The organism is Gracilimonas sp. BCB1, from assembly GCF_040117685.2.
GTDB lineage: Bacteria > Bacteroidota > Rhodothermia > Balneolales > Balneolaceae > Gracilimonas.
On the sequence record NZ_JBEDYP020000006.1, the window covers coordinates 24,141 to 49,866 of the forward strand.

Annotated in this window: 24 protein-coding genes; 15 read left to right on the top strand and 9 right to left on the bottom strand. The window is 42.7% G+C overall.

The genetic code is table 11. The features are described from left to right. Positions 1-62 precede the first annotated feature (62 nt). Positions 63-794, bottom strand: coding sequence for a hypothetical protein (locus ABFW99_RS02310; RefSeq protein ID WP_349354290.1), 732 nt, complete (start codon positions 792-794; stop codon positions 63-65). A gap of 339 nt (positions 795-1,133) precedes the next feature. Between ABFW99_RS02310 and ABFW99_RS02315 the strand changes: the two genes are divergently transcribed. Then, a complete protein-coding gene (locus tag ABFW99_RS02315; protein ID WP_349354289.1) occupies positions 1,134-2,405 on the top strand; it encodes an alpha/beta hydrolase in 1,272 nt (423 codons plus the stop codon). Between the two features lie 141 nt (positions 2,406-2,546). After that, complete coding sequence (locus ABFW99_RS02320) at positions 2,547-2,993, top strand: hypothetical protein (RefSeq protein ID WP_349354288.1); 447 nt, start codon at positions 2,547-2,549, stop codon at positions 2,991-2,993. Positions 2,994-3,040: 47 nt separating this feature from the next. Here ABFW99_RS02320 and ABFW99_RS02325 read toward each other — a convergent pair whose 3' ends face one another. Beyond that, positions 3,041-3,508: an aminoacyl-tRNA deacylase gene (locus tag ABFW99_RS02325; protein WP_349354287.1), complete on the bottom strand. Its 468-nt coding sequence runs from the start codon at positions 3,506-3,508 to the stop codon at positions 3,041-3,043. A 234-nt stretch (positions 3,509-3,742) separates the two neighbouring features. On the opposite strand from ABFW99_RS02325, the gene ABFW99_RS02330 reads away from it, so the two are divergent. After that, positions 3,743-4,237: an anthrone oxygenase family protein gene (locus ABFW99_RS02330; protein ID WP_349354286.1), complete on the top strand. Its 495-nt coding sequence runs from the start codon at positions 3,743-3,745 to the stop codon at positions 4,235-4,237. 178 nt (positions 4,238-4,415) lie between these two features. Continuing rightward, positions 4,416-4,829: a DUF6567 family protein gene (locus ABFW99_RS02335; RefSeq protein WP_349354285.1), complete on the top strand. Its 414-nt coding sequence runs from the start codon at positions 4,416-4,418 to the stop codon at positions 4,827-4,829. 64 nt (positions 4,830-4,893) lie between these two features. On the opposite strand, the gene ABFW99_RS02340 is transcribed toward ABFW99_RS02335, so the two are convergent. Then, positions 4,894-6,264, bottom strand: coding sequence for a glycoside hydrolase family 3 N-terminal domain-containing protein (locus tag ABFW99_RS02340; protein WP_349354284.1), 1,371 nt, complete (start codon positions 6,262-6,264; stop codon positions 4,894-4,896). 139 nt (positions 6,265-6,403) lie between these two features. Between ABFW99_RS02340 and ABFW99_RS02345 the strand changes: the two genes are divergently transcribed. Next, positions 6,404-7,228, top strand: coding sequence for a hypothetical protein (locus tag ABFW99_RS02345; protein WP_349354283.1), 825 nt, complete (start codon positions 6,404-6,406; stop codon positions 7,226-7,228). 138 nt (positions 7,229-7,366) lie between these two features. Here the strand turns inward: ABFW99_RS02345 and ABFW99_RS02350 are convergent, their stop codons facing one another. From ABFW99_RS02350 to ABFW99_RS02365, 4 genes are all read right to left on the bottom strand, one after another. Then, positions 7,367-7,783, bottom strand: coding sequence for a hypothetical protein (locus ABFW99_RS02350; protein WP_349354282.1), 417 nt, complete (start codon positions 7,781-7,783; stop codon positions 7,367-7,369). Next, positions 7,770-8,252 carry a hypothetical protein gene (locus tag ABFW99_RS02355; protein ID WP_349354281.1) on the bottom strand — a complete coding sequence of 161 codons (483 nt, stop codon included), beginning with the start codon at positions 8,250-8,252 and terminating at the stop codon, positions 7,770-7,772. The genes ABFW99_RS02350 and ABFW99_RS02355 overlap by 14 nt, the downstream gene beginning before the upstream one ends. 90 nt (positions 8,253-8,342) lie before the next feature. Continuing rightward, positions 8,343-10,079, bottom strand: coding sequence for a T9SS type A sorting domain-containing protein (locus ABFW99_RS02360; protein WP_440707410.1), 1,737 nt, complete (start codon positions 10,077-10,079; stop codon positions 8,343-8,345). Next, entirely contained in the window at positions 10,080-11,192 is a 1,113-nt protein-coding gene (locus ABFW99_RS02365; protein WP_349354279.1) for a 4-phosphoerythronate dehydrogenase, read from the bottom strand. A gap of 50 nt (positions 11,193-11,242) precedes the next feature. Here ABFW99_RS02365 and ABFW99_RS02370 point away from each other — a divergent pair, with 50 nt between their 5' ends. The 10 genes from ABFW99_RS02370 (at position 11,243) to ABFW99_RS02415 (ending at position 23,411) form a co-directional block, all read left to right on the top strand. Then, positions 11,243-12,586: a thymidine phosphorylase gene (locus ABFW99_RS02370; protein WP_349354278.1), complete on the top strand. Its 1,344-nt coding sequence runs from the start codon at positions 11,243-11,245 to the stop codon at positions 12,584-12,586. A 75-nt stretch (positions 12,587-12,661) separates the two neighbouring features. Continuing rightward, positions 12,662-13,414: a PspA/IM30 family protein gene (locus ABFW99_RS02375; protein WP_349354277.1), complete on the top strand. Its 753-nt coding sequence runs from the start codon at positions 12,662-12,664 to the stop codon at positions 13,412-13,414. A 15-nt stretch (positions 13,415-13,429) separates the two neighbouring features. Continuing rightward, a complete protein-coding gene (locus ABFW99_RS02380; protein ID WP_349354276.1) occupies positions 13,430-13,894 on the top strand; it encodes a hypothetical protein in 465 nt (154 codons plus the stop codon). Further along, entirely contained in the window at positions 13,891-14,775 is an 885-nt protein-coding gene (locus ABFW99_RS02385) for a hypothetical protein (protein WP_255134827.1), read from the top strand. Before ABFW99_RS02380 ends, ABFW99_RS02385 begins: the two co-directional genes overlap by 4 nt. A gap of 3 nt (positions 14,776-14,778) precedes the next feature. Continuing rightward, positions 14,779-15,558 (top strand): enoyl-CoA hydratase/isomerase family protein, encoded by a 780-nt coding sequence (locus ABFW99_RS02390; protein ID WP_349354275.1) that lies wholly within the window; start codon positions 14,779-14,781, stop codon positions 15,556-15,558. Positions 15,559-15,647: 89 nt separating this feature from the next. After that, the gene (locus ABFW99_RS02395) at positions 15,648-16,925 is read left to right on the top strand and encodes a hemolysin family protein (protein ID WP_349354274.1); all 1,278 of its coding nucleotides are present in this window, start codon (positions 15,648-15,650) and stop codon (positions 16,923-16,925) included. A 73-nt stretch (positions 16,926-16,998) separates the two neighbouring features. Next, positions 16,999-18,711, top strand: a complete 1,713-nt coding sequence (locus tag ABFW99_RS02400; RefSeq protein WP_349354273.1) for an ATP-binding protein — start codon at positions 16,999-17,001, stop codon at positions 18,709-18,711. Between the two features lie 266 nt (positions 18,712-18,977). Then, entirely contained in the window at positions 18,978-19,463 is a 486-nt protein-coding gene (locus ABFW99_RS02405; protein ID WP_349354272.1) for a hypothetical protein, read from the top strand. 2 nt (positions 19,464-19,465) lie between these two features. Beyond that, positions 19,466-21,898, top strand: a complete 2,433-nt coding sequence (locus ABFW99_RS02410; protein ID WP_349354271.1) for a hypothetical protein — start codon at positions 19,466-19,468, stop codon at positions 21,896-21,898. A 37-nt stretch (positions 21,899-21,935) separates the two neighbouring features. After that, positions 21,936-23,411 carry an FIMAH domain-containing protein gene (locus ABFW99_RS02415; RefSeq protein ID WP_440707411.1) on the top strand — a complete coding sequence of 492 codons (1,476 nt, stop codon included), beginning with the start codon at positions 21,936-21,938 and terminating at the stop codon, positions 23,409-23,411. A 151-nt stretch (positions 23,412-23,562) separates the two neighbouring features. On the opposite strand, the gene ABFW99_RS02420 is transcribed toward ABFW99_RS02415, so the two are convergent. Then, positions 23,563-24,387 carry a class I SAM-dependent methyltransferase gene (locus ABFW99_RS02420; protein ID WP_349354268.1) on the bottom strand — a complete coding sequence of 275 codons (825 nt, stop codon included), beginning with the start codon at positions 24,385-24,387 and terminating at the stop codon, positions 23,563-23,565. Positions 24,388-24,566: 179 nt separating this feature from the next. After that, positions 24,567-25,661: a 6-phosphofructokinase gene (locus tag ABFW99_RS02425; RefSeq protein WP_349354267.1), complete on the bottom strand. Its 1,095-nt coding sequence runs from the start codon at positions 25,659-25,661 to the stop codon at positions 24,567-24,569. Positions 25,662-25,726 lie beyond the last annotated feature (65 nt).

Sequence of the window (25,726 nt, forward strand, 5' to 3'; positions counted from 1 at the left end):
AATTATTCAGCCAGATTTTCTACTGGAGAAAGAGCAGATAGAACAGACGCCGTTCGGGCTTCTTATTCTCTGGTTATATACTGAATTTCCCGCTTGTACCAGTTCTCTTTAAACGTTTTTTCTATCCAGTTGCCTTTGTCATCGTAGATATACTCCCAACTCAGGTCTACATCAGATTGTTTTGTTGCATCAAATTGCATGGCTACCGGTGTGCCTTGTTCTGAATAGACAATGTCATGTGTTTGATAGGTATCAATAGAAAAAGCTCGTAATCGCAGCTCGTCATCCCATTCTACAAAATAGGGGCGTGAACTGGCTCTCTTTTCTCCATCCTTAATAACTTCCAGTTTAATATCTGCTCTGTGTTGACCCGGCTGATATTCAAAATGATACTCAAATATGGCTTCGTTTTTATTCCGGGTGATGGCAGTTAGCCTGTTTAGTTCGCTGTAGGTGAATTCAATTTTCCTTTTGTCTCCGATGTAAATATATGACAAACGCCCATCCTGATAGTATAAATCATAATAATAGCGTGAAAAGTCATTTCCACCACGGTCTACCTGGTAAATAATCTGCATAAGATTTCCCTGTTCATTGAACTTGTAGGTGATATACTCTTCCTGGCCTACAATCTCAGAATCAACGGTTATTTGCTTTGCTTGTCCAACGTGAATTTGTGGAGCATAATTGAGCAAAGCTTGTGAATTCCAATTCTTTTCGGTCAGCTCATAACTTATAAAAAAGTCATAAATGAGCGTTTGGTTAAGCCTTTCTGTTTCAGTGGCTTCGTCCAATAGTTCAGAGAGTTTTGAAAGGGAACAGGAGTTGAATAAGAGAAGGGTGACGAAGAGTAGGGTAAATTGAACAAATAAGCGCATTTAGTCTCTGATCATGAAAAATTGATGGAAGAAGAAACAAAATATAATTACTCAATGCCAAGAATTGCGGAGGTTATTTTGCTAAGTGGGATGATATTGTAAAGTTGATTTTTGAAATCTTCACCGTATGGTAAATGAAAATATTTTGAACAATTACAGGCTCATCCCTTTAATTTTTTTAAACAAATAGTAATATCAATTGTAAGCGTGCAAATGTAAATTATTAAAAGAAACATCAACTTTACAAAAGACGGTTTGAAAAAAATACTGTTACCATTATTACCCCTCATTTTTCTAATAACAACCATTGCTACTGCTCAAGATATAAGTGAAGATGTAAAACGTATAGCCCAACAAGAATATCCTACAGATACTCTCTTTGAATTATGGCTTGAATACCAGAAGGATGAAGAAACATTAGCCAGATTTTATAACTCGCTTTCAGAACGGCATATCATTGAGCCAAATGCTAAGAATTCGGATGAAGTTATTGTTACTTACTTTGCCAAGGGCAGTGAGGATACGGAATATTTTATGCAATCCGGCGGCCCGGATTTTTATGGGTTAAGGTTCAGAAAGATTGGCGATAGTTCTTATTACTACTGTACTCAAAGTATTCCCAATGATGCGTGGTTCAGCTATGGTATCAATGAATTTAAAAGAAAAAAGTTGTCAGGCGAAACTGACACCTACCGGACATCTATGGAGCATGTACACGATGGGGCTATTATTGGACCGGAAGCACCATTGTCTCCATATGTCAAAGAGGGAACAGGTTTTTCAAAAGGCGAGCTTCTCGAAAAAAGGCTTTTTAGCAAATTTATGGGGGAAGAACGCAGGCTTGTAGTATACCTGCCATCGGGCTACACCAAAGCCCTCAAGAACAATCTAGTTATCCAACTTGATGGCCAGAACTATTTGGGTGATGAAAATAATGTAGAAATTTGGAAAGGATGGACTCCTATGCCAACAATACTTGATAACCTGATTGCCAGAAATGAAATTGAAACGACTGTATCAGTTTTTGTTTTAAATCAGGGAAACCGTTCTAAGGATATGCTTAGTGATGAATTCGCTGATTTTTTAGCATTGGAGGTAATAACATGGGCTCGTGAAAACTTTTATATTACTGATTCTGCTAAAGTTGTAATATCAGGGCCCAGCAGAGCTGGTTATACAGCAGCCCGTACTGCTTTAAAGCATCCTGATCTTATTGACGGGGTTCTCTCTCAATCGGGTTCTTATTATTATACGCTGAATGAGAATGAAAACTGGCCTATTTATCCTGAATTCGAAGGAAAACTACTTACAGATTACAGACTTGCTCAAGAGCATTCTGTTCGGTTCTATCTCGATGTAGGTTTATACGATCTTGGTTTGGGCCGGGTAGGCATGAACCGGCAATTCCGGGATATTCTAATGCTCAAGGGATATGATGTTCACTATAATCAATACAAAGGCGGACATAGTCACTTGAATTGGCGCCATACATTATCTGACGGATTGATATACTTACTGGCAAAGTAACGTGTGTACCGAATAAAGGTAGGTTTCTAATTATATCCTCTGTTTACCAAAACCGTTGAGCGAGAGTTAGATGAGTAATTTCTAATTCCGTTATATCCCATACTTCAATATTATGAAGCAAAATCAATCTACGTTAGGCTTATGGGACAGCAACAACTACTCCTGGTAATATTGGTAACGGTATTAGTGGGTATCGCAACGGTTATCGCCATTACGGTTTTCGGGGATGCCTCAAATTCTTTAAATAACGATGCCGTTCGGCAGGATTTAATAGCTATTTCAGCTTCGGTACAAAGTTACGTCCAAAAACCCCCGATGCTTGGTGGCGGAGGCGGAAGTTTTGATGGTTTTACTTTCCACAAAATCGCATTCCCGGCCGATGAGATTTCGGAAGATGGTTTACATGCCCGAAATGCGAACGGAGTCTATCACGTGTACAGCGTTACGCCAACGGAAGTAGGTCTTTGGGGAGAACCGATGATGGAAGTAGGCGGCCCCCTCGATATTTCCACACTGGTTTCAGATTCCGATTACTTTGACCTGGTGGTTTCCAAAGACGACATCACGTGGACGAATACCCCTGATTAGCGATACGGGTATTTTTGGTAACCGGTATGGATAGACAGAACTGTTTGCTATGCCCGAATTCCAACAGGCAGAATTTTAGGTTCAACCAGCTCTTCAAAATCACGGTAGTTCATTTTTACGAGCTCTTTATGGGTTCCGGCGTTAAAGGCAATTTCTTCATCCTCTGTAAGAGATTCTGCAACCAAAGTTTCTAAATCATAAAGATTGCCGAATGGAGGCATGGCACCAAGCTCACAGTCAGGAAACAACTCCTCAAATTCTTCCTCCGAGGCCAGTTCAACCTCATTCGCTCCAACGGCTTCTTTGATGGAATCAAAATCAACGTTATGAGTGGAGGGGAGTACGACCATCATCATGGATCCATCCACTTTCACCATTACGGTTTTGGCCATATTCTTACCGGGGATGTGAGCGGAAGCGGCTACTTCCGGTGCGGTGAAAACAGGGGAGTGCTTAACAACTATATACTTTTTGTTGTTTTCATCCAGGTAATCAATCAGCTTGTTCAATGGCATAAAACCTCCGGTTTTATTTTTAGATCGAAACGTATATCCATAAAACTAAAATAGTGTTGCTATCATTCAAAATAAGGTTCAACCCTCTGTGGCATAATGTGTTAACGGGGAGATGAATCCCGGGGATGAGAATTTCTTAACCCTGCCTGCAGACTGGATTTATGTTTTGGGCTTAGCTACATTCCTTAACGAGTATTGGTAATTAACACATCTACATGTTCGGGGACTCTAACTATGGAAATTTTTCAGATTGCACTGATTCTTGCCACCTTTTTTTGTTCAGTGGTTGGCGGTTTTTTAATGGCTTTTTCTATCGTGGTAATGCCGGGAATTAAAAACCTAAATGACGGTGAATTTATTCGTGCTTTTCAGGCTATTGACCGGGTCATTCAAAACGGTCAGGCACTGTTTATGATCTTCTGGGTAGGTTCAATCATTGCTTTGGTTGTAACGGCCGTTTTGGGAGTAGGGGAGTTAGATACTACAGGTTGGGTATTTATGTCTCTTGCCATTCTTACCTATTTTCTAGGCGTTCAGTTACCAACCGTGCGGATTAATATTCCATTGAATGATGTTTTGCAGACACTAGATGTAGATGATATGGTTGATGATGAACTGCAAACCGCCCGAACTGATTTTGAAGAAAAGTGGGTGAAATGGAATGTTATCCGAACTGCTTTCTCCAATATTACAGCCCTGTTGCTTATTCTTTTGCTTTTCTTGCTGTAAGTATCCAGTTATAAATAGTTACGTATCTAATTTTAAATAGGCCTGAACTTAATCGGTAATAATCCGTGGAAGCAGTCAGGAGAGAAGGAATGATTTAATCACTCTTTAACTTTTTGGGGTAAGTGTTAGATCAACTGGCTTTCTTAGAAACTGAACTCTAATTTATAAACCCATCAAGATGAAATCATATACATTAATTATACTGCTTGGCTCTGTGTTAATATTAACCGGGTGTGGTAACTCAGGGATGTTTGTAGCGAGTAATAACACACAAGTTGAATTGAGCGAAGGAAACTACTCCATCGTTGCCAAAAACATAAACGGCTCTTCCGAATCGTCCTATATTCTCGGGGCTAGCTATTCCTGGGGTATGGCAACAAATGCTATTGGACTTATCCCATTAGGAGATGGAAAAATGCTATATAAAGATGCCCGTGAGGATCTGTGGGCAAACTTTGAAGCGGCGAATTCTCCGGTTGAAGGCAGAAAACTCGCTTTGGTAAACATTCAATATGATGCCGCTACGACCAACCTGGTTCTGTACACCAAAGCAAAAGTTACCATCACAGCCGATGTAATCGAGTTTGATTAATCAAACCACATTTGACAGGTATTTCAGTCCGTCGGCGAAAGCTTGGTGGACTTTTTTTATCTGCTTATTTAATCAGCATCATTTTATGAACCTGACGGGTTTCCGGTGTGCTAACCACTACGAGATACATGCCTGAACTAAGGCTTCTACCATCAAAAGTAAAACTATGGATTCCTGATGCGAGTCGTGTCTGTGCAAGGGTTTGTACCTGCTGACCAATAGAGTTATAGACTTGAACCCGTACCTGACTGGCCTGATCTAATGCAATCCGGATAGTGGTAGAAGGATTAAATGGGTTCGGGTAATTGGCAATTTCAACCTGATCGGGAAGTTCGTTGGGTTGAAAATCAAATTCGTTGCTGGTAGGGATGCGGCTATTCTTCAGAGCCATAATTCGGTTGTAAGAAGCGGTGATGGTAGCTTCATCAATAATACCGGCCTCTACCTTTTCTGAAATAAGTGAAATGATATATGCCGGCAGGGATTTGTCATTATATAAATTAGTGTTGAACAGGAGAATATCCGTATCCGAGTTAACCACCTGAACAATGGCCTCGTCCATGCCATAATTTTCCTGAACCGCACCCATAAAAAGTTCATCGGAAATCACCACGCCGTCAAATCCAAGGCTGTCTCTCAGAATATCGGTGACTGCATAAGAAGAAAGGGAAGCCGGGTAATTCTCATCCCAGTTCTGATTAAATAGATGCCCTGTCATAACCGCATCACTGTATCCATCTTCAATAAGGAAACGGAAAGGGTCGAGTTCACGGTCTTCCCAGGTATCGGTGATGTCGGTAAAGCCTTCATGCGAATCTGAAACAGCACTTCCATGACCGGGAAAATGCTTGAGTGAAGTGGCAATATTTTGTTTATGAAATTCATCTGCAAACCAGGAAGCATGCTGGTATACCACACTTTCATCACTGGAATAACTGCGATCCAGTCCGCCAATAGCCGGACTGTTTGGATCTACGTTTACATCCACAACCGGCGCGAGGTTCATATTCAGTCCGGCAGTGTTCATCCACCCGGCCATAAGTGCAGCTTGTTTTCGGGTAGAATCTTCCGAGTTGAACTCGGTGCCCAGTTTATGAGCCGAAAAAGTACGTTGATAGCCGTTCTGCTCATCAAGTCGGGCAACGATACCGCCTTCCTGATCTGTAGCCAAAAAAAGCGGGGTGTCTGCCAGTCTCTGAAGTCTCGAATTTTGGCTGCGTATCTGGCTTGGGAAACGGAGGTTATAGGCGAACATCAACACTCCGCCCAGGTTTCGGTGTTCGATATCATATTTTAAAGAATCCTGATGTTCCTGGCTGGTTTCAACCCCAACCATAATCATCTGTCCGATTTTTTCCTGAAGGGTCTGGGCTTGGGAAAGCAGGGGGAGATGGATTAATAAAGTAAGTAAACCTAAAGTAGCTATTTGTCTCAAGGGCAATGGCTTGTAAGAGTGAAAATGAAGTGCCAAGCCTAAGCATTTGATTTATATTTAAAAAACAGGCGAGCTTCTTTTTTTGTAAAAATCTTATACACGGAAGTATATTGATAGCTAATCATGTAAGACTTACCCCATGAAATACACATTGATTTTATTGCTGATGCTAAGCACTTCCGTGTGTGCTCAGGACGCGTTGCAAGCACCGGATTTGAATTTACCTCACCCTTCCATCTCACAATCTATAACCGGGAGTGACTTCCTCAAAGAAACAGCTTCCTACGATTATCTAACCCGTCAGAAAAAGGCTATAAGCAGGATCTTAGAAGGGAGTGTTCCATCATTTCAGCGTGATTTGATTCCGGTACAATTCAGAACTGCTGAAAATGAAACCGCAACGATCTGGGTGACCTGCGATTATATATCGATAGGCACCAACGATGACTTCATCCGAGTACCGCTTTCCATGCCTTCTGCTCGGGAGGTTGCCAGGGCTACGAATATGTACCTGCCCACAGCGGTGATGGTGGATTCTGTTTATGCGCAGGCTCATACAAAGCTTAACCCCATTCCTATGGAGCCTGGAGAACAGATGAGAAGCAACAATTACTACCGCCGGCACAATGAGATGATAGAAGAACAGCTTGAGGAAATAAAAAGGGGACTGTTGATTGCCGGACACAAAAAAGACTTAGTGGTTACAAACCGATTGGCAGAGCGAACCGGCAGGGTAGCTATTTACGGATGGCATTATGCAGTGGATGATCCTATCCAGCCGGTATCAACAGTTCACAATGAAGATTATGAGGATTATAGTCACGGTCTTCGTCTTGTTCATCCCATAGCTGATGTGAACGGGGAAACGGTTAAGCTGAAAGAACTGATTAATCATCCGGATTGGGGTGGCGTATTTACCAAAGAGAAGGAAATTGACATTAAGTTCCTTTCGCATGGAGAATAGGTAAGCCGGCTTAACCTTGGTCTGAATCGGAAATCCTGACTACGGTTCCTGCCACTTTAATATCTGCCGCAGCTGGAGTGAATAAAGCAATTCCCGTTGAACTTACAGCTATGGCGGTAAATTCAGGTTGGGGATCGGCTATTGCCAGAAAAGTAAAAAGCACAGAAGCTGTGGTAGTAAGCGTTTTGTAAACCAAAGCAATCCGTTTTTACCGGCAGGATTGTTGACTGAAATTTGAAGGTCAACAATAGCATCCCCTCCATTTTTTTCAATGATGTTATTGAGCCGGTTGGAAATATCTTCACTGTTCCTGATCTCGATCATGGAGGATACACCCCATTTTGTGAATGTAAAGTTGAAGTCTTTTACCGGTTCATAGTCTGCCTCAGTTTTAAGCTGATTCTGGCTATCGTAAAAACTGCTGGTTTGGGAAACAGGGTACTGAACATCAAAAGCACTAACTGCGATTTTTGCCCCTACCGAACACCCGGATATCAGAACCACGGTGTGCAAAAGCACTATCAAAGAAACGGCTTTATAGCTACTTGTTTTCATCCAGGGATGATTTTGGTTTTATCTTGTATACAACTCCGGAATGACGAATCGTTTGCGTTGCAAACTCCCCGCCGGTTGATTCCTCACCTGTTATAGAACTGGCAATAACTGTTCTCAGAAATCCCCAAAAAGTCATGCCCTGTTCCACTTCTACCTGAAAAACACCGTTGGCAATAAAGTGATCGGGGTTATCATCGAGTGAACGGTATATAGTAGAGGAAATATTCTCTTCGATATACTCATCACCGCCTAAAGTTATGCCAATGTTTTCAGCTTCTGAATAAACAGCATCTTCGGAATGGAACAGGTAATAACCACTTATGACTCCCAAGGTATCGACATTGGTAATAGCTGCGTGCGGACCAACCTGAATGGGCTGATTAATAGTCTCATATTCCAGGGTGTGCCAGGTTTTGCATCCCTGAAATAGCAGACAGATAAATATAGATAGCCAGATCTTGTTATTCATCGGCTTACATGGTTTTGTAAGAATCGGTAATCCGATTATGCAACAATTTCCGAAAAAATACTACTGATAGTTTGAGAATGCAGGTGAGCTCTATTTAATCAATGCCAACTTCCTGACTTTGGATTGCCCGCCAACACTAAGTTGATAGAAATAAATACCGGATGAAAGGTTGCTTCCGTCAAACAACAAAGAATGTTCTCCTGCAGCCAGCCGTTTTCCATAATATTCCTTCACTTTTTGTCCGCGTGCATTATAAACGATGAGTTCAACATAACCTGCTTCGGAAAGCCTGAAGGCAATGGAAGTAGTCGGGTTAAAAGGGTTGGGATAGTTCTGTAAAAGAGTAAAATGATCGGGTTCAGAGCTAAATGTTTCTCTTTCAGTAGTTGTAACCAATCTGTTCCTGGAATAACTGATTATGTTGACGCTTAAGGGTTGGAGCTCCAGAAGTAAGTCGCTATCTGCTTTTCCCGAGTCTATTGGTACAATAGCATTTTGTATTCTGGATTGGTGGAATTGATAGTACTGATAGCTTTGCATGTTGCCCGGAGCAGAGACTTTAGCATCATGGAGGCTATCGGTTTTGTTGATCAGAATTACAGAGATGTCACCATTGGAATTCCGTACCGCAAATGGTTGCACCTGATAGCCATTTATATTCATACCTGAGTGGTGGGGTAAATCCTGAATGGGAGTTTCAGTAGTTGTAATTTTGATTAGCTTTGATCCGGGTTTGAGGGCACCGCGCTTGGCCATAAGCTCCCAGCTGTAGTAGGTGGGAAGTTCGTTAAAGTTGGGGTACCAGTCGAAGATGCCATATCCGCCAATGGTCTCCCATTTCAATGCGATGTCAAAACCACCTTTTGCACTGTGAAGTTGGGCAAGAGCCTGATACACTCCACCGAAAGCATTCACATTTCTGGGGTCGGTCCATAACTCACCGTTTTTGGTTCCATCAATGGTCCACAGGGCCGATGCGTTATATGCATCCAATATCAGTTCGGGGTCTTGTGCTGAGTTCAGCATTCCTCTTATTTTAAGCGGAGCTTCTTCATACCAAATGGTTTTGTTGATGATGGATTGGTCGGAATCATCTTTATCCCAGGAAAGAAAAATATTTGAGGATATGAAGTCGAGTAAGGTGTCGTGTTCGGTTTGATTGAACACGTAGTTAGCCCAATGCCCGTTTTCCCATCCGTTGAACCCGGAAGGCCCGCCAACTTTATAGCTTGAATCTGCAGCTTTAATTTTAGCAGCTGTTTGGATATATAAATCCGCAGCTTGGGAAAAGGAGATATAATAGGGGTTGTCCGGATGCAGGTAGTTCAGCTCATCGAACAGGATAATATATTCAACCTTTTCAGCATAACGGACCGCGAGATCCTCAGATAGTGTAAGCCATTGTTCTACCGCTGTCGAATCATTCCACCAGGGATTTTCAGGGGTGCCGGTGTACCAGTCTTCAGCTTGAAAAATGCACAATATGGGCTCATATCCGGCATTGACAACTTCATCTATTTTGGAATCCAGCCCCGACCAGTCCCATTCTTCGAGGTTTGGCCGGACCTGATTAGGCCTTGCCCAAATACGGACTTTTTTAATGGGAATTTCAGATAATTTTTCCTGAAGTATGGGAGAGTCGTAGGTGTTGGAGTGGTATTGAATACCGTAAAAATTATCAGCTACCTTAGCTATCACAGAATCTTCAACCGAATATTGTACAGGCTGTCCTGAAAGAACCTCTAATCCTGTAAAGGATATCCATAAAAGGGAAAGAAGAAGTGTTTTGCTGGTACATGGCCGCATATAAACACCATTTGGAGTCATTTAAATGGGGTGAACCCCTAACATATGAATTTCTTTGAACTCCCTAAGTAACTCTTTACGAATTTTGAGAGATGCATACTCATACCGAAGCGGCCACTCATTCCTCAGATTCCGAAAAAGAACTCCTTTATCCGGCCGGCCTGATAAATCCCTTAAAGCCTTATCATAACCCAGAATGGGGTTTAGGCGGGTAATTAACTTGGTTAGGTCGTATTGAATGTGTGCCAGGTCTTCAATCCGTTCCGGTATTTCATAATCAGCTGAACCGGCGCCCAGCTCAAAAAAATCAGCCAGCTGATCACAGATCATTTTGGTGGCATTTACTTTTGCCTGCTCAGAATATCCGGCTATATGCGGCGTAGCAATAAAGGCATGTTTGGCAACTTCGGTATTAAAGTCGGGTTCTCTTTCCCACACATCCAGAATATAGTCACCTATTTTCCCTTCCACATAATATTTCATGAGGGCAAGCTCATCTATAACTCCGCCACGCGCAGCGTTGATTATTAAATCGTAAGACCTGCCGGCTAACTTCTCTTCGTCTAGCCAGTGGTAGGTAGCATGAGGTCCTTTTCTACTGAGGGGTATATGAAAGGTGAGAATATCACAACCCAAAACTTCATCCAGAGAAGCAGAATTAAAATCAGGATCTCTTTCCTGCCGGGGCGGATCATAAATCACACAGTCAATTTCGAACCCGGAAAGCAGCTTGGTAACCGCTGACCCGGCTTTTCCGACACCAATCACCCCGACTTTCCCAAAGGCCTGATCAGGTTGCTTTGCTTCTCTCCAAAGTAGTATGGCTGTCAGCACGTATTCGGCTACCGCCCGGGCATTACACCCATTGGAGCTGGCCAGGGTAATTCCCTTTTGTTCAAGGTGTTCATTATCCAGATGGTCGGTACCCGAGGATCCAGTCCCGATAAATTTCAGCCCGGATGGAGGATTCGGGAAAGTTTCTGCCGTTAAATGGGTTACGGTTCTTAACAGCATAGCATCAGCCTGTGTAAGATCCGGAATTCCCTTTGAAGGGTCGTACAGAGAGAGCTCTGTTTGGGGTGGGATGAGCTCCTTGATTTTATACAGATTTTGGTCGGCTGAAACGTGTATCAAAAAATGCTGATTGAGTGAGAAAAAAAGTTTGATTAAGCCTATACTGCGATATGGATTCAAAATACAATATAGTTTCACTTATTCGCAAAAAACGGGATGGAAAAACCCTCGAGAAAGAGGAGATTCAGCATCTCATTAAATTGTATACGGCTGATAAGATTCCCGATTATCAGATAAGTGCCTTTCTGATGGCGGCTTTTTTAAAAGGGATGAACGACGAGGAATCAGCTGCTTTTACCGAAGCCATGTTGCATTCCGGGGAAATCGTAGACCTTTCTCATGTTTCGGGAAAGAAGGTAGACAAGCATTCCACCGGTGGGGTTGGTGATAAACTTTCACTCATTTTAGCTCCCATTGTAGCTGCCGCCGGAGTTCCTGTGCCTATGATATCGGGTCGAGGACTTGGGCATACAGGTGGAACTTTGGACAAGCTGGAGTCTATACCCGGCTTTACAGTGGATATGGATCTTGCCCGGTACAAAGAAATTATCGGGAAGCACGACTTGGTACTGGCCGGCCAAACCAAAGAAATAGCTCCGGCTGATAAGAGATTGTATGCTCTTCGTGATGTAACGGCAACCGTAGAATCTATTCCACTGATTGCAGGGAGCATTATGAGTAAGAAACTTGCTGAAGGAATCGACGCTCTGGTATTGGATGTGAAAGTAGGTTCCGGCGCTTTTATGAAAACAACCGAAGAGGCTATCAAGCTTGGGGAAGCATTGGTTGGAATTGGCACTCAGTTTGAAAAGGAAACCATCGCTTATGTGACGAATATGAATCAGCCGCTGGGATATAAAATTGGCAACTGGCTGGAAGTGGAAGAATGTATTGACGCTATGCATGGCAACGGCCCGGATGATATCATGGAAATTACCCATTTACTTGCGGGAACTATGATTTACCTCGGTGGGAAAGCCGGGGATGTTTCTGAAGGAATTGAGCTCAGTAAAGAGCAAATTGAAAACGGAACGGCCTTTCAAAAATGGCTGGATATTGTAGAAGAACAGCATGGTGATGTGGAAATGATTAAATCACCCCAAAAATACCCCAAAGCCCAATTCGAGTTTGAGATTAAGGCGAAACAGGAGGGCTATGTATCAGCTATGGATTCCTTTGAAATAGGGATGGCTTCGGTAGAACTCGGTGCCGGCCGTAAAACCAAAGAAGATGACGTAGATCCACAGGCCGGAATTGTGCTTCAAAAGAAAGTTGGAGACAAAATCTCAAAAGGTGAAACAATTTTGACCGGACTTACGAACAAGCCATCAGCAATAGACGCTGCAAGCGAGCAATTATTCGGGGCAGTTACTATTGCCGAAACTAAACCCGAAGCAGTGCATTTGGTGAGTCATACAATAGACAAAAAAGGCAGCAGGGCATTTGAGCTTTAACTGCTTGAAATACACTAATAATCGGTTAATTTAGTTTGTAGTTTAACAGGGCATTCAAAAATAAAGGAAAGTACTATGTTTCAACGATTTATCCGCGCAATCAAATCCATGTTTGGTGGCTTAATAAGCTCAATGGAAGACCCAAAACTCATCCTTGAGCAAAACATCCGGGATCTGAATGATCAAATTCCCCAGATGAACGAAAATATAGCAACGGTAAAAGCCAACCTGCTGATGCTCCAAAAAGAAATGAATCGTAACGAAAAGGCGATTCAGGATTTGACGGCAAAAGTGAAGTCTGCAATCCAGGCCGATCGTGATGATATTGCCGAGGGGTATGCGCTTCAGTTAGAGAAAGCAAAAGAAAATTATGCACACACCAAAGATCAGCTTGCTTTTGCTGAGAAAGCCTACGAGAAAGCGATTAAGGTGAAAAAAGTATTCATGCGTGAAAAAGATCGCAAGATTCAGGAAGCCAAAGAAGCATTGCGGGCAAGCGAGCGCTCCGAATGGCAAGCCAAGATTGCGGATACGCTGGAACAGTTTGAAGTGGGCGGAATTGATGCTACCCATGATGAGATGATTAACCGAATCAACGAGCAGTCGGCCAAGAACGAAGCCCGTATGGAAATCGCACTCGATAGTATTGATACCGAAACTATGGAAATCGAAGCGAATGCTGAAAAACTGCGTGCCAAGTCCTTAGTAGAACAGTTTAAGATGGAAATGGGCGAGAAGAGTGGGTCCATCAATATGGATGAAGAAGAACCGGCCAAGGAAAAAGACAGCTCCAAAACGGTGGGCAACAAAGAAAAAAGCAGTTCATAGTTATAGGAAATCGCCATGAGCAGCAAAAGCGAACAAGAACGGGAACGCCTCAAAGAAGAATACAAAGAGCATTATCGGCGTATTAAAGAGGCGAAACAACGGCTGAAACGAGCCGAGCAGAAAGGGAAGATATCTCAGGCCGTCAACAATATGAATGCCGATAATCTGCTGGAAACCGTAGATGAGTTTCTTGGTAAAGTACGTGAGAAAGTCACCAATGTGGAAGCCCGCCTTGATGTTGCCATGGACAGCCTGGAAGATGAAGACACCACAGCCGGCAGTAAAATCAAGAAAGAAGAGCTTGACGAAGAGCTGAAGAAGCAGAAAGCCAAGCAGACCCTGAAGCAAGTGAAGGCCGAAATGGGCATGCTCTATAATGAGATCGAAAAACATGCCGATGAAATCCGTACCGAGAAAACCATTGGTAACAAAAAGCCGTCTTCAGATAGCAAAGATAATTCATCAGAACCTGAATCATGAGTGACGAACTGAATATCAATTATACCCGGGAAGCCTTCATGAACCCCATTAACTTAGGGGTGCTGCTGGTTTCCACACTTACGGCTTTTTTTATGACCGGCCTGGGAGATTTTTCCAGCCTTTTACTCACTTCTGTGTTCGGCCTGGAACTCATGTACCTGGGAATTGTCCCTAAACTGCCCCGCTTCCGTAAAAAGCTGGAGCTGAAGAAGATCAAAGAGCGCCATGCAGCCAATAACGAAAAAGAGCTGTTTCAGTCGCTGGACAATAAGTCGCAAAAACGATTTCTGGTACTGAAGCACCTGGCTAAACTGGTGCAGGAAAACTTTGAGAAGTTACCGTATAGTTCGCAGGGTTTGCTGGATAACATCGGAAAGAAGATTGATGAGCTGCTCGGAAATTACCTGACTCTGCTTGATTTGATTAAACGGTATGAAGTATATCTGAATACGTCTCTGGAGAGCAGCCTGAAAGAAGAAGTAATACGGCAAATTGAGGAAATCAAGACACTGGAATCGGAGAAGCTCAAGCGCACAAAAGCCCGCCGTGTTGCTATCATGCAAAAGCGACTCAAGAAATTTAACGTGGCCAAAGAGAAATACCTGGTGTGTGAAACGCATCTGGAAACCATCGAAGATGCCGTCAGGTATATCTATGAGCAGTCTATGACCATGAGTAACCCGGAAGAAATTGGCTTCCAGCTTGATAACCTGCTCACCGAAGTGGAGGAAACTTCACAATTGATTGACGACTTAGATCAGGATATTTTACCCGAGTACACTACCGAATGGGAGAACGATCTGGATTTTGATTCCATTTTGGATGAACTCTCAGATGAGGTACAAACGGAAATAAAACCCGCTAAGAAAGTCAAAGAATAAAATATGGACCAGGTTTACGAAACGCTTCTTGTTGAAGTCGATGAATCAGGCATTTGTACGCTTACCATTAACCGCCCCGACAAACTCAACGCTCTGAACAATCAGGTGTTGGATGAGCTCGATGAAGCCATTGATGCCATCAAAGAGAATTATCAGGTGAAGTCGCTGGTGATTACCGGGGCAGGAGAAAAGGCTTTTGTAGCCGGTGCTGATATCAAAGAATTAAGTGCTCTGGATCCGGTTTCCGGAGAAAAAGTATCTAAAAAAGGTCAGGATATTTTTCAAAAGATCGAAGACCTGACTATTCCGGTGATCGCAGCTGTAAACGGATATGCTCTTGGGGGCGGATGTGAACTGGCGATGGCTTGTCATCTGAGAATTGCGTTTGAGAAAGCCGCCTTTGGTTTGCCGGAAGTTAGCCTGGGATTGATTCCCGGTTATGGTGGTACACAACGACTGACTCAGCTTGTGGGTCGCGGAAAAGCACTGGAACTGATTATGACCGGCCGACAGGTAAAAGCGGATGAAGCTTTTAACATTGGTCTGGTAAATCAGGTTACCGAACATTCCGCCGTTGATGAGGCCAAATCGATGCTGAGCAAAATCATGAAACAGGGGCCTTTAGCCATTAAAAACGCTATTCAGGCCGTTCAGGGAGCTGGTTCCGGCCAAGGTTTTGAAACAGAAGCCCGGCTGTTTGGAGAATTATGTGGTACGACTGATTTTAAGGAAGGTACCGGCGCTTTTCTTGAAAAGAGAAAACCTAACTTCTCCGGTAAATAGAAACGAACTGATTGTTGAATGAAAGACGAACCTCCATCGGGTAGCACATTTCTTTTTCTCTTCACACCTAATAAAAACAGGGGTAAGCTATGATTGAGTTTGCCCTGATTGTCATAACCGTACTTTTAAGTGGCTTTTTCTCAGGATCGGAAATCGCCTTTGTTACGGCCAATAAGCTTAAGCTGGAAGTGGCCTCACGGAAGAATAACTTTCTTTCCAATTCCATAGAGTTTTTTACCCGAAAGCCGGAGACTTTTCTGACTACAACGCTGGTAGGGAATAACATTGTGAATGTACTTTATGCTACGTTCATGGCCATCTTTCTAGTAGAGCCGATTCAGGTATATGGAGAAGCCTGGTTTGGTGTGGTTCCTTCCGAAATTCAGGTCTTGATAATTCAGACCATCATCGCATCTGTGGTTATTATGTTGTTCGGCGAGATTTTACCAAAGGCCATTTTCCGGGCACTGGCCGATAATATGATTGCCATAATCTCCATCCCGCTTCGCTTTGCGTATTACTTGTTTCGCCCGCTCATTGAGATTTCGAAAGGCTCATCCAATATCCTGATCCGATGGCTGGTGAGCGATGCCGAGGTGGTGGAAAGCTATTACCGCCGGCAGGATGTGGAAATGATTTTTAAGGAACTGAGGGACAGCGGGGGGAGTGAAGATATTGACGAGGATGACTCCGAGATACTGCACAATGTCCTGGAGCTTTCCAATAAAAGGGTAAAAGACTCCATGATACCCCGTATCGAGATTGAGGCGGTTGAAAAAGAGACACCAATTGAAGAGGTAACTGCACTTTTTATACAATCGGGTCATTCCAAACTGCCGGTTTACCGGGAATCTATTGACGATGTGATTGGCGTTGTATTTGCGCACGATTTCTTTCATAATCCGAAAAGCCTCAACGAAATTATCAGGCCCGTTAAGCTGGTGCCGTCGAGTAAGAAATCGAAGGATCTGCTTACTGAGTTCCGCCAGTCAAATATGTCGGTGGCTATTGTTTTGGATGAATACGGAGGAACCGCCGGTATGGTAACCATCGAGGACTTGCTGGAAGAGGTAGTGGGGGATATTCAGGACGAGTATGATGTGGAGGATGAAATCATGAAGAAACTTTCCGAAAACACCTATGTGGTAAGCGGGAATGTGGAAATTCATGAGCTGATGGAAAAATTTGAAGAAATTGAACTTCCGCTGGAACCTTCTGAGTATGATACCGTAGCGGGATTCATTATCAATCATTTAGGGCGTATTCCAAAAGTAAATGAGGAAGTGGTGATTGAGGGCAAAAAATTCATTATCAGTAAAGCCACACCCAGCCGCATTGAAACGGTTAAGCTCATTTTAATTGAGTAACAAAGTTACATAGACACAAAGAAGCTTTGCACTATGTAACTTTGTTACTTATTCACTTTGAAACTTAAAGAATATGTTTGATCACTACCCAAAATGGTCGCAGGAATTTGCCCGGAAATATCTGAGCAGAACCATCAACCAGTTTATACTGCATGGTAATGTGCACGATTTGGTACCACTGAAAACAGATGAGGGAACCGAGTTTAATCGACTGAAATCGTTTCTATCGGATGAATTTTTCGGGGCACGTGATTTCGTGATCTTCTACGATCGTGCATCCGGTATTTATTTTCGGGACAAGGAATCGCAGGCCGATTTCAATCAGGCCATAGCCGGGCGGGATAGCCTGGTGGGCACCGAATTTGCCAAGAAGATGCCGAAGGACCCTGTACGGGTGATGTCGCTGCTTGAGCAATATTTCCGCCTCCGCCTTGATCAAAAGAAAAGCGTGGCGCTGATTATCGATTATGCCGAAACCATTGTGCCGATGAGCGATGCGGCTTCCATCGGGAATGAAGACCGGACATCCATGGTGTATTTATCACGATGGGCGCATGACCCTATGTTTCTGGCTTCCGATTTTACCACGGTGATGATAACTGAGAATCTGGCCGACCTGAATAAGACTCTCGTTCAAAACCCATACACAACCGACATAAAGATCAACATTCCGGGTGAGCAAGAACGAAAACAGTTCATTGAGTTTGAGACAAAGAATGATGATTGGAAAGAAATTTCTGCCGTTAAACCGGACATCATTGCACAGCAAACGGCGGGGCTGAATTTTGTGAACATTCGCAGCGTATTATCTCATGCCCGGGAAAACAAAGAGAAGATTACTTTTGAGGGGCTTTCTGAGACCAAGAAAGAGCTGATTGAAGCCGAAGCTTATGGACTGCTGGAGTTTGTGGAAACCGAGTATAGTCTGGATAATGTAGCAGGTCATAAGCATGTTAAATCACATCTTCGTCAGGCTGTAAAAGCATTGAAAGCCGGCCGGCAGGATGTGATGCCGATGGGGTATTTGGTTTGCGGTCCGGTAGGAACCGGTAAAACCTTTTTGGTAACCTGTTTTGCCAGCGAGGTTGGCATCCCCATGGTGAAGCTGAAGAACTTCCGAAGCCAGTGGCAGGGGGTGACTGAAGGAAACCTGGAGAAGATCCTTTCTCTGCTTAAAGCGATGGCCCCTGTAGCGGTTATGATTGATGAAGCCGATGCTTACCTTGGCGACCGTGATGCCAGCGGAGATAGCGGAGTTTCCAGCCGGGTATTCTCCCAGATTGCCACCTTTATGAGTGATACCACCAATCGCGGACGTATTGTCTGGTTCCTGATGACAGCCCGACCCGACCTCATGCCTATTGACCTCAAACGACAGGGAAGAGCGGAGGAGCACCTTGCCCTGTTCCCACCTCATACCAATGAAGAACGGGTAGAACTCTTCGAAGCTATGCGCAAAAAAACCGGTCTGCAAATGACCGAAGTATACATTCCCGCCGTAATCGAAGAAGGCTTCAAAACCTTTTCAGGAGCGGATATGGAGGCGGCTTTAACCAGGGCCAAGTTCCGTGCCGCTGCCGAAGGCAAGAAGAAAGTGACACCCGAAATTCTGGATGCAGCTCTGGCCGATTTCCTTCCGCCAACCTATCCGGAGGAAGTGGAGCTTCAGACCCTGAGTGCGGTGATTGAGTGTACCTCTAAGGAATTGCTACCTGAACGGTACAGAGAAATGAACCGGGATGAGATTTTGTCAAAAATTGATGAATTGAAGTTTCGGGTGGGGTAGATTTAATTCCCGAAGCTAAAGTTTTTTGGATTAAGCAGCCCAAGTTCGTTGGGCTGCTTTTTTGCTATACAATCAAAAATACCGCTTATCTATATATAGCATGTGCTGAGCTCTTGTGAGTCGTTTCTTATCTGTATTCAAAAGAAAATTGTAACAAATCACTGTTACATCTCTCTTTACGAGAAATACGTTAAATTTTTAGGGGAATGAGGTACATACTTACAGTTTTTGTTGCTTTAATAATTCTATCAGACCTACGTGCACAGGTGGTTATAAAAGAAAAAGTGATTATTTCTCCAATAAAAAGCGAAACCACCAAAGAAAGGGCTAAAACAATGGAGTTACTGCCATTAGATAACCCTTCTTTGATTCAATTAGATTTCAACAGATTTCTGGTAGTACGAAGCGGCAACTTATCCTTTAGGCTAAACTCCGGACAAAGTATTCCGAATTATCGACTTGAGGGTGACAGTCTTTTGGTTACCCTTTTTAAACCTAACGGTACTGTTAATGAACTGCCTTCAAAAACTTATCATAATCAGTTAATTGCTCCCTACCTGACCACCAACCGATTTGGTACAGATTCTACCTACTGGTATCAAAAGTTCTCAGAGGAATATTCTGATAATTTTTTTAACAGTACCTATGTAAGTAACCTGAATTGTGTCGTTTTAGGGGCGAATCATACGAAAAAGGAAGAGATGAGACCGATACTGACTTTTCTCAATATCAATCTCTGTATTCCACTTTAGGCATGTACGAAGTTGATTATTTCCCAAATAACGACCCTGATAACGAACTCAAAACGAAAGAATGTAACTTTCGGCGGGAGATATTGCTAAAAACAAGCCAGCGAATAAAGGCATACGGAGCTTCATTAACATATGCCAATTTAGAATTAAATCACGGTAATTATAGTAGTAATAAGACTTCCGGGAGTGCAGTTTATACCACAGAAGAAACCTGGACTGATTACTTGGTTCGGTGGGATTCCCGCCCTATTCAAAGAACAAAAATTCAGGAGATAGATGGATTAAAAACAGACGACTCTGGTAATCATATTATTGTAGATTTAGCTGAATATATGCAGGATCAGCTAACGAATTTAGCTACCGAACATCGTTTTATTATTGCTCCTTCCCAAACTACTTTCCTTTCATTCACTATAGCATCTATTGGAGCAAATGTATCTGAAATAAAATTCGAATTGCAAAATGATAATCCTGAACCCGAAGAGACTACAGTAGAAATAGGTTTTGTAGACGCTGGGGATATTATTCAAATAGGCACAAAGCTATTTCCAAGGGCTGATTTTTTTAGCGGAAGAGGAATTGATGAGAATACGGGAAGCGAGGTATATCCTACAGAGTATGAGAAAAGTATTCGGGTCAACCCATATTACCGGAAAGACATTTCCCTGAACGCCGATATCCTATTTGAACCAGAGAATGATAGCGGTGAAGTTTCTTTAAAGGTAAGTTTGGGTACCTCTAAGGAAGAACTAAACCAAAACAATATCATAGTCAGTCCGGGAGATTCAGTTTACGCCGCTATTGGGTTCGAATTTGCTAACGGAGCCGTACGCAAGCCCGAACCCTATCAGGTAAGATTATCTGAGATTTTTGAAGGAGGGGAGTTCGGCAATCTCACAACTATTGCTCCTGATACTTTTTTAGTTACAACAATCGACAGTCTCGACTCTGATTCAGCGGTTATAAAAACACGGTTTTCGGCAGATATTGGAGGGGGAATCATTTTTGGAAAAGTGAAGCCCTATGAAAACGACAATAAAAGTGCTTCTCAACATTCCAAAACACTCCACGCAAACACCACTCCAACAGCGGAGGCATCGGGCATTTCTGAAGAAGATTGTGTTGGTTCAAATCCTACAAGGCAGAATATTTATTATGGGTGTGGTATTATCACCATCAAGCAAATTTCCGGCTTATACGCTAAGGCCGAACCTGATAGGGTAACACCTGGTGAAACTACAGAATTATCTGTTCAGTACATCACCCCTCTGGCTGATACTGTCGATTTCCAAGCCGGCCAGCCATTCCAGGTTTCTTTAGCTGATTCTTCCGCTCAGTACGGAGATTTGATCTCAGCGGATAATGCAGATACATCAGATGTTCTTACAGATGTGTTGCAAGGTTTCCGTTTTATTGCTGATTCGGCTATTACAGATACAGTCAACGTTGTTATTGAAATTAGTACGGAATATGAAGGGAAAGTATTAAGAGAAGATGTTTCAGTGAACATTCAGCCATCTATACAGATTGAAATAATGTTACCAGATTCAGCTCAGGTTTGGCCAACTTTAAGAGATGGTAGAAATCCAAATAATCGAAATGTTGAGAACTTTGCAATCTCTGTAACCCAAAACGGGCAATCTGTTAAAGACTTTCAGGTTGAAATATCAGCACGAATACTCCCGAATACAGGCGGACATGCTCATGAAAATGTAACGCACCAAAATCTTATCAATCGGTTGGGAACATTTAGGAATTCAGAAACGAATGAATCGAATACAGATTTCTTAATAACAACTTCAAATCTTCAAGGAATGGCAAACATCGAATACACTGCGATGGAAATTAGCTCCGAGCTTGAGATTAGAGCATCATCAACTGAAAACGAAAATATTTTTGCACTTGATACACTGGAAGTTAGAGTTCCAAACTTAGTAAACTTCAGTGGGAATGGAGCATATACTCTAACTGGGGGAGATGCTGCACTACATGAAAACGCTGACACTCATTATCTAATTAGTCAGATGGCGGTTGACAGTCTGATAAGTGCCTCAAATGCTTTTTCTGTAGCCTCTTGGAATAATACAGGGGATATGCGACTAAATGATATGAGTCTTCCATGGGGAGGAATATTTGATTTTGTAGAAGACCGCTCCTGGCTACCCCCTCATGACTCGCACCGCTATGGACGAGATGTTGATATTGAAAATATTTCTCACCGTGATACTACTGTTATTGTTCTAAACCCAGAAACAGGTATTGAAAGAGAAAGAACTGTCCTTGTTTTTGAATCAGTATGGTTCAGTAATTATCAAAGGCTCATGCGAAACAGAAATTGGAGATTTATTAATGAGGGTCAGCAGGATCCATTTCGGCACCCTGAAAGAGATCAGGTTGGAATTAGATATTCACACTTTAGATGGTTAGGTAATTGATATGTATAGTAAAATTTTAAACTTAATCTGGTTATTTTTGATTTTATATTTTTGTTCAACAGTTATCGAGGCTCAAATTCCTCGCCCTGATAAGGCCTATGGTGTTTTTTCTGTATCTGTTGACGAAGTCGATACTTTAGGTACATCTTTAGGATATTCCTATTTACTTAGGAACTCAGAACAGAGCGAACAAGTTTTAGATGCATTTACAATTTTTATAAGTGATCCAGCATTTAAAAAGAACCCGAATCTCATTAAGTATCAAGGTTTAAAAAAATGGTACCTTGATGGTATTGCTACTAATGGAGCGATATTTGGGGCTGCAGCCTCCAGAATTATTGAACTTCCACCTGAAAATGGATTAGAACCTAAAGAAAAGATCAATTTCAAGCTTTTCTCAAATGGTTTACCGGCAATAGTACCCTTCTATACTGAAGGTTTTACTCCTCCAATTACTTTTGAGCTCTTAGATACTTTATATGCTCAAGGGTATACTGATGAAGAAATTTTCCTGGATTGGAAAGAGGAATCCTATAAAGGAATTACTATCTCACCTAAAGTGTGGGCGGAGGATTTTGATACTTCGATATTTCTGGATAGCCTGGATTCTTATCAACACCGCTCCTGCGAAGAACTGGGTTGGATCACCAACAAGGGCATCTGCAACAGCCTTGAGGTCAAACTTCGCAATGTTCGTCGCCACCTTGAGCGGGACAAACCCAAACAGGCCCGGAATGTGCTCAATGCTTTTATCAATCAGGTTGAAGCACAGCGAGGTAAGCACATCACCGAAGAGGGGTATGCACTGCTGTATTTTAATGCGGAGTATTTGATGGATAAGCTGGATTCTGGCGGGGAGACTGATATGAATTTATCGAAAGCTTTTGCCCTGATCATTACAGCTATCATTGGAACATTGCCGGCTGCAGCTCAAACTTATACCATTCCTTTTGCCAGTAAAGGAAATACGCTTCAGCTGGAAGTAGTAAATTATGGTCAGGAAAGCGGGCAGGGTCTTTTAGTACAAGCAGTAGAAATACCGGATTGGATATCTCTTTCAGCTGATAAACTGCATTTAGATAATATTTCATCCGGTGAAGGCCAAATAATTACCTTTCATTTTGATGCGGGTGAGCAGGTTGAAGTGGGAGAGGTTCATACGCTTGTCTTTCATATTATTCAAAGTGGGGAGGTTATCGGAGAGAAGAAGTTTAAGCTTACCAGTTCAGCCCCGGCGAACTTCGAGTTGTTTGCGAATTATCCCAATCCTTTTAACCCAGCGACCACGATTTCTTACCAACTTCCCGAGCAGACCAAAGTGACGGTTCAGATTTTTAATATTCTCGGACAGTTGGTGAGCGAACCGGTGAATGCTTCTCAAAAACCCGGTAAGTATCAATTTCTTTGGAATGCATCTCAATATGCCAGTGGGGTGTATTTATATCGTTTTGTGGGAAAAACACAAAGCGGGAAACAGCTCATGGAACAGCGTAAAATGCTATTGGTGAAGTAGAGGCATCATTTTATACTGGAAGCCGGAGCTTCCATAAGGCGTTCCGAACGGGACGTTCGGAACGAGAAAAAATGGATCGGGATGAGATTTTGTCCAAGATTGATGAGCTGAAGTTCAGAGTTGGTTAAAAGCCGCTCTAAATAGTACCACTTTAGTCTAAAGAAGTGCTATATGAGTTCATCTTAATATCGATTGAAAAAACCTTGTTGGGTGTTTGGGGTGAATCAGTAAACTCAGACGTTAAGTCCTGGTTAGTATAGATACCGCAGAGGGTATTGCTCACGCGGTATATCTTATTTCTTTTTTCAGGTGGTGTGCCATCCATAATAGCCGAGATTACCTCATATCGGTAACCCTCAAAACCTCCGCCACAGTCATGCCATACAATCACTGAATCTTCATTACGTAGGAGTTTGAAGGCATTCATAGTATCGGACTTAACGCCTTTATAAGTATGATCTCCGTCAACAAAAATCACATCGAATTTTTGGTTAAGTTGGTCGAAATCATATTCTAATGAATTGGCTTCAATATGGGTCACATTAGGAGTTTCACTTGAAAACAAGCGCTGTAAATCTGCTGCTTTTTTATTCATACCCATTGATAACATATCATCTTTAGACAAAGAAACAGAGGTGCATTTTGAAGCAACTTTTGCCACATTGACTAAGCTTTCACCTCTCCAGGAACCGATCTCAAGGTAGTTACAATTTTCATATTTTCGACATAAAGCCATTAACAAAGCAATATCTATAGGTCGTGAACTTCCGTTTAAATAAGTATAATTTTGTATGCTTTCATTGATATCAACTAAATCTTGAAGGTCTACAAAGGGAAGGCCTATTTGCTTGTATTGATTTTTAAAACTCAAGCGTTTATCTGCTTCTTTTGTGTAGTTAAGTAAGCTTTTTAAAATTTTTTTCTGATCTTTAAACAAAAGTTTGAAGAATGGGATAACAGCCTCTCTTGGATTCATAAAATGAAATAAGTTTTGATTAGATATTACAAGATAATATAAGTCGGTTTTATAGTATTTCCAGATACCAATATTTTATAGATAGTTATTTTAAAAAAATATTTTTACCTATAATTTCTTAGTACCAACACAAACTTCTTTTGAAAATTGATGAGCTAGATTTTAGTGTTGGTTAAAGCTTAATCCCCAAAACTAATCCCAACTCCTTTAGCGGTCTGTACCAAAAAGCTGTCCGGATCGACGAGGTTGTTGCCTTTGGCGGCTTCGGATAGCGGGACTGCCACAATTTCCTGATCGATAAAGGAAACCATTTTTCCGTACTCGCCATCAATTGCCAGTTCCATGGCTTTCACCCCAAACTGGGTGGCAAGGATGCGGTCGAAGGCCTCGGGTTTGCCTCCGCGCTGCAGATGTCCGAGTACCATTTCACGAATGTCATGCTCAAATCCGGCCGATTTCAACTGATCGGACAATTGATAAGCAATTCCGCCAAGGCGTTTGTTGCGGTAGCCAACTTCATCGCTTTCACGGGCAACTACAGAACCCTCTTTGGCTTTGGCTCCTTCGGCAATCACAATAATGGCAAACCCACGTCCATCTTTATACCGTTTGTTGACTCGCTCCAGCACCTTGCCGACGTCATAAGGAATTTCCGGGATCAGGCAAACTTCAGCTCCACCAGCAATAGCGGAATGCAGGGCAATCCACCCGGCGCCGCGCCCCATTACTTCCAGAATCATCAGCCGGTGGTGACTTGAAGCGGTGGTAACCAGTTTATCCACGGCATCAGTGGCAATATCCACAGCGGTTTGGAACCCGAAGGTGTAGTCGGTTGATGATAAGTCATTATCGATGGTTTTGGGAACGCCGATTACATTCAGGCCTTTTTCCTGCAACTGGTGACTGATTTTCTGCGAACCATCTCCACCAATATTTATGACAACCTCAAAGCCTTCCCTTTTCAGATAATCGATCATCTCGTCGGAGCGGTCTTCTGTAGTCCATGAACCGTCTTCTTGCTTTACCGGCCAGTTAAAAGGTCCGCCTTTGTTGGTGGTCTTCAGCATGGTTCCGCCTTTGGCGTGTATACCGGCCACTTCCTGATCAGTCAGCCGGATGATTTCTTTTGGGGTACGCAGAGCTCCGTTGAAGGCTTCAATGCTGCCATAAACCTCCCAGTCATTGGTTTGAGCCGCGCGCTTTACGATGGCCCGGATTACGGCATTCAGCCCGGGGCAATCACCGCCACCGGTTGTGACAAGGACTTTCTTCATAATTATTTTTCTTGATGAGATTCAGCGAATAAAATAAACGATTCTGGATGAATTAATAATAGGTA